The 4935-nt window shown below is 38.2% G+C and carries 5 protein-coding genes; 2 read left to right on the top strand and 3 right to left on the bottom strand.

The annotated features are described in order from the left end of the window. Positions 1 to 654 precede the first annotated feature (654 nt). Complete coding sequence (locus tag FTV34_RS16315) at positions 655 to 957, bottom strand: AlpA family transcriptional regulator (RefSeq protein WP_179991724.1); 303 nt, start codon at positions 955 to 957, stop codon at positions 655 to 657. 1342 nt (positions 958 to 2299) lie between these two features. Here FTV34_RS16315 and FTV34_RS16310 point away from each other — a divergent pair. After that, on the top strand, positions 2300 to 2485 hold the full coding sequence (locus FTV34_RS16310) for a hypothetical protein (RefSeq protein ID WP_179991721.1): 186 nt from the start codon (positions 2300 to 2302) through the stop codon (positions 2483 to 2485). Between the two features lie 283 nt (positions 2486 to 2768). Here the strand turns inward: FTV34_RS16310 and FTV34_RS16305 are convergent, their stop codons facing one another. Together FTV34_RS16305 and FTV34_RS16300 are read right to left on the bottom strand one after the other, a co-directional pair. After that, the gene (locus FTV34_RS16305) at positions 2769 to 3149 is read right to left on the bottom strand and encodes a helix-turn-helix domain-containing protein (RefSeq protein WP_368856091.1); all 381 of its coding nucleotides are present in this window, start codon (positions 3147 to 3149) and stop codon (positions 2769 to 2771) included. A 41-nt stretch (positions 3150 to 3190) separates the two neighbouring features. After that, the gene (locus tag FTV34_RS16300; protein ID WP_179991723.1) at positions 3191 to 3670 is read right to left on the bottom strand and encodes a HEPN domain-containing protein; all 480 of its coding nucleotides are present in this window, start codon (positions 3668 to 3670) and stop codon (positions 3191 to 3193) included. A 441-nt stretch (positions 3671 to 4111) separates the two neighbouring features. Between FTV34_RS16300 and FTV34_RS16295 the strand changes: the two genes are divergently transcribed. Further along, complete coding sequence (locus tag FTV34_RS16295) at positions 4112 to 4663, top strand: hypothetical protein (RefSeq protein WP_179991722.1); 552 nt, start codon at positions 4112 to 4114, stop codon at positions 4661 to 4663. The last annotated feature ends 272 nt before the right edge of the window (positions 4664 to 4935 follow it).

Below are 4935 nucleotides of genomic sequence, written 5' to 3'. Positions count from 1 at the left end.
GTGATTCAGCGAGGATTTCACGTGCTTTGTTGGTGATAGTTTTATTTTCTCGTTCAGCAATGATTTGAAGTTTATCTTTGAGATCATCTTCAATTCTAAAGCTCACCGTTGTTGTTTTTTTGCTCTCCGCCATTAATTCCCCTTTTTTTTTGTTGTCTAAAAACGTTGACGTACAAGGCTCTAAGGTGTGTTACCTATGCGTTTTTAATTGGTTTGTTAAAAATATCGCAAAATACAAAATTACAGGCACGACATCGACCGCAGACAAACGGGGACATAATGGGGACATTATTGCCGTTTGTCTACAGTCGCGTACTCAGGGGGATCCCTGATACCCCGAAGCCTCTACGAGTCTTTTTTCTGACGCGCTGCGCTTGTCCAACGATTCACAGGCAGATAAAAATTTTATCTGCCCGTTCATCGTTTCATGAGTGGCAAAATGAAAGTCATTGTTTTGAGGGTTAACGGTGAGATCTCATTGCTAATCAAATGATGTTAAAAACGCCCCCAAAAGCTCGCAAAACCGTTCTAAACTTTCAACGTGATTTTTGGGGTTTGATAGGGTGATCGTGTCTTAAAATCGATTTGAGGGGCTTTGATGGGGATGAATGGGCGGTTTTCGCTAATCAACTCGCCCATTTAACATAAAAGGGATTAGTTGCACTTAGAATCGGTAGGTTCGTTATAATTTTCAGCATTTCCCATTCTAGCGTGATTTTCTTGAGCAAATTTTCGTTCTCTATGACTTTGAGCTTGATTATGTATCCATACATTTATGATTTTTGATGACCACCTAGGGCTATCTCCATGACCTAACCAAACGGTTGGTTGAGGGAAAGGAATTTGATTAGGAATGTCATTACGTCGAATTCTATTCAGCGTTGATTTACTGATACCTAATTTTTCACATAGATCCTTGATCCCCAAAAGGGTGTCATTGGCTATATCAAAATGCATCTTTCTCTCCGTATTCACTTCTAATTATCACTATTATGATGATTCTATATTAACACCGCTAGGTTCAAATTGAAGTACGTATGGTTTTTTTAGCGGTACAGGGTGATTCAAATGCTATTATTTAAAAGCAAAAAAGCCAGCAATTTGCTGGCTTTTTACATAACGTGGATTAACTACGGTTATCAGCCTGATTTTATTGCAATTGCAAACTGCATTAAACGTTCTTTTTTCTCCGTTGAGCCTAAAAACTAATAGTTGCCATACCAGAGAAGCAAGCTAGTATTACTATTCTCACTTGCTCGGTATTGAATATCGACGTTTCCAAGGGAAGCCTACCGGCTTCCCTTTTTTATGGTTGAATGGGGTTGATTTCCATAACAGGAATCGAATACATGAGACAACCTATTGACTACGAACAATTTAAAATTGGTTTGGCTTTGAATTTTTTCATGCCTATTTGAACTCTCAGGCTCAAATTTTGAGCAAAAAAGTGCCTAATGCCCCAATGTGGTACTAATCAAAACGGAGCGAAGCGACAACGTCTTTTTGTCTTTGCTTTTCTCCATGATCAGTGATTGGGTCATGGCTTCTTAGCTTGTTCCATTAGCTAAGTCTGGTACTTCTGGTCAGTTTGGGCTTCTCTCGACGGTGCAATCCTAGAAACCCTGGTCCGTTGATTGGTGCTCTTATCAGGTACGCACTGTAATCTTTCGATACCGCAGCGTGATTCGGAGGCAGAGCCGGAATTTCGTTTTCCGGTACGTTATTACCACAATTTGCCTGTTTATCCTTTCGGGGACCGAGCCAAGTCCGAGTCAATCAAGTGGTGCATTTGGGTTAATGTCGTTGGCTGGTATTTAATGAGAACGTGACAAGCGTCTCTCACGCTGCTAAGATTGGATTGAGCTTTCTAATCGTAGCAGCGAATGCACCGATTCAGAGTACCAAAGCCCTGTGATACTGTCACGGGGCTTTTGTACATCTGTAGGTTAGAAATTTATTAAGTCATCTAAAAATGGCTACGTATAAGACCCATTATGTTAAATGGGCGAGTTAACTTGCTAAAACCGCCCATTCATCCGCATTAAATCCCCTCAAATCGATTTTAAGACACGATCCCCCTATAAAACACCCAAAACCACGTTGAAAGTTTAGAACGGTTTTGCGAGCTTTTGAGTGCGTTTTTAACAAGTTTTTATTTCATGTGAAATTCTTCTAGTAAGTCTTAAAACAATCCACATTCACGGTGGATAAATCGGGGAATATCGTTTGATATTGTGATTTACTCTTTGATAATCAAAAGCAAGAACAATTTGTTTATTTATTAGCCGATGGTGATTACATGAAAACGAAACCAGAAACAGAAATGCGAAAATGGAAAAGATTGAATCAAATCGTTTCAAGGAAAAGAAAGTATAGGCAAGAAGACCTTGATAAGTGGCGTAAAGAGCAAGAGGAAGAAGAGCGGATTAAAGAATGGCTGGATGAAAATGAAGGTGCGATAAAACGCCACATGAAAGACTTGTAGCGTTTAACATAAAAGGGATTAGTCGCACTAAAAATCGATAGGCTCATTACAATTTTCAGTATTTTCCATTCTTGCGTGATTTTCTTGAGCAAATTTTCGTTCTCTATGACTTTGAGCTTGATTGTGTATCCATACATTTATGGTTTTTGATGACCACCTAGGACTATCTCCATGACCTAACCAAACAGTTGGTTAGGTCATGGAGTTTGATTAGGAATGTCATTACGTCGAATTCTAATGAATAACCCCGCCGCAATCAGTGTGGAATATAACTCTCAGAGATTTACTTCTTTTTCATAAACTTATTTATATAAGGGATTACGCCATCAACAATTGCAACACCGGCTGCAGTCAGTCCGATTATGGATGCTCGAGTTATAATTGTTTTTGTTGTTACCCATTCAGCACTATTTTCCTTTAGTTCTTTCTCTGATGGCAGCTCCGTTTCAACCTCATAACCCTGAGATTTAAGAGCTTTAACTCTATCGTCAGCAACTTTAAAGAGCTGCCATGGTTCCAATTCAAACCCATGAGAAATTTTTAATACATTTTCTATGGTCGATGCCCTACCAATTTCAACCCTGGCTAATGTTGACTGAGTCATTCCACATAACTGAGATGCAGAAGCTTGATTTAGGCCTCTATGCTCTCTTTCTTCAGAAATTACAGTTCCAATTTAAAAATTCAGTATTGAGTAACACAAAATTAAAGAAGATGTATATCTTTGATAAATGATTTCAATACATTTAATCTAGAAACCAAAATTTCGTAATCGCTGGCATCAACATTTAATAGAACATAATGAGATTTTCTTTTTTGGAAATATGGGTATCTCAAGTTATTGTGTAAGTGGTTCGAGTTAGTTTTAAGCAAAACATTAGAAGCGAATTGTGCTCGAATTTGCTCTTTCTGAATATTATCGGTTGATAGTATATTAATGAGCATATCAAATGCTGATTCTATAGAATGATTTCTATTTTCATCTCTAAAAAAATCGTTATCTGCATTGATAAGTGAAAAAATCTTACTCCTTATTAACTTCTCCATTGATTGTAAAATCAAATAACAAGCAACCCGATATTTACCTAACTTTGCTAACTCTGAAGCGGCACTTTCATCTTCTTGAGACAATTTTAGGTAAGTGTTACTAATATTTATATTTCTTTCTATTTTACCTATCATCATTTTAGTACATACCTACGAAAAATTATAATTATTAAAATTTATACCCACTAACGCTTATTGTGAACGGTTCTGTCGCATTAAGGCTGTTTGCACGGTAATCTACCCTTTTGAAGTACGTGTATCTTTTTTAATGGTACACGTACTTCAAATGGTATTATTTAAAAGCTAAAAAGCCAGCAAATTGCTGGCTTTTTACATAACGTGGATTAGTCGCACTAAAAATCGATAGGCTCATTACAATTTTCAGTATTTTCCATTCTTGCGTGATTTTCTTGAGTAAATTTTCGTTCTCTATGACTTTGAGCTTGATTGTGTATCCATACATTTATGGTTTTTGATGACCACCTAGGACTGTCTCCATGACCTTATTGATTATTGGTAAGTTTTAGCGGGGGGTGTGATAAAATAGTAAAACGTTGCAAATGGATTATAAGGATAAAAATGAAAGACGATAAGGTAAGTCAGAGTAGCGAGCCATTAGCTATGATGACACATGAACGAGCGCGAAAAGGTCTTATCACCAGAGTAATTCTAGCTGCCACTGTGGGGGGGGTTAGCTCTACACTAAATGCAGTTTGCAATAACGACACTAATAGCGGTGTATCTTCTGTTGCAAGCATTATTGGTTCAGTCGCTGGGTCTTCTGCGGTGCAGTACCTTGTGGAGAAAGTGGTTGATACTAATGGTTTGAGTTTATCAAAAGAATCTAAGATTGGAATGGCTGTTGGAGTTGGTATTGGCGTATCGAGTATATCTAATGCATTAGTTAATAGTTATAACTCGGATACTGACCTTGATTTGTCAGAAGTTGCTACTCAGACAGCTAAGCATGTTGGAATGGGTTATGGTAGCACAATAGGTGCATTGAAGATTATGGGCCCCGAAGACGCTTCTTTTTGGGATGACGATCTAACGCTTACTAATACCACAAAGACCACGTACGACATGGACAATTCTTTAGCTCATTTAGCCTATTTTAAGTGGGACGACTAATAAAAATCAAATACACACCTAATGCCCCAATGTGGTACTAATCAAAACGGAGCGAAGCGACATCATCATTCTGTCTTTGCTTTTCTCCATGATCGGTTATTGGGTCATGGCTTCTTAGCTTGTTCCTTTAGCTAAGTTTGGTACTTCTGGTTAGGTTGGGCTTCTTTCGACGGTGCAATCCAAGAAATCCCTAGTCCGTTGATTGGTGCTCTTATCAGGTACGCACTGTAATCTTTCGATACCGCAGCGTGATTCGGAGGCAGAGCCGGAAT

The sequence above is a fragment of the Acinetobacter sp. YH16038 genome, assembly GCF_013417275.1.
GTDB lineage: Bacteria > Pseudomonadota > Gammaproteobacteria > Pseudomonadales > Moraxellaceae > Acinetobacter.
This window is presented reverse-complemented; position numbering and strand designations above follow the sequence as displayed.

Excerpts from the sequence above, each read along its gene's own strand:
- FTV34_RS16315 (WP_179991724.1), bottom strand. The coding sequence starts at position 957 with ATGCATTTTGATATAGCCAATGACACCCTTTTGGGGATCAAGGATCTA.
- FTV34_RS16295 (WP_179991722.1), top strand. The coding sequence starts at position 4,112 with ATGAAAGACGATAAGGTAAGTCAGAGTAGCGAGCCATTAGCTATGATG.
- FTV34_RS16310 (WP_179991721.1), top strand. The coding sequence starts at position 2,300 with ATGAAAACGAAACCAGAAACAGAAATGCGAAAATGGAAAAGATTGAAT.
- FTV34_RS16300 (WP_179991723.1), bottom strand. The coding sequence starts at position 3,670 with ATGATGATAGGTAAAATAGAAAGAAATATAAATATTAGTAACACTTAC.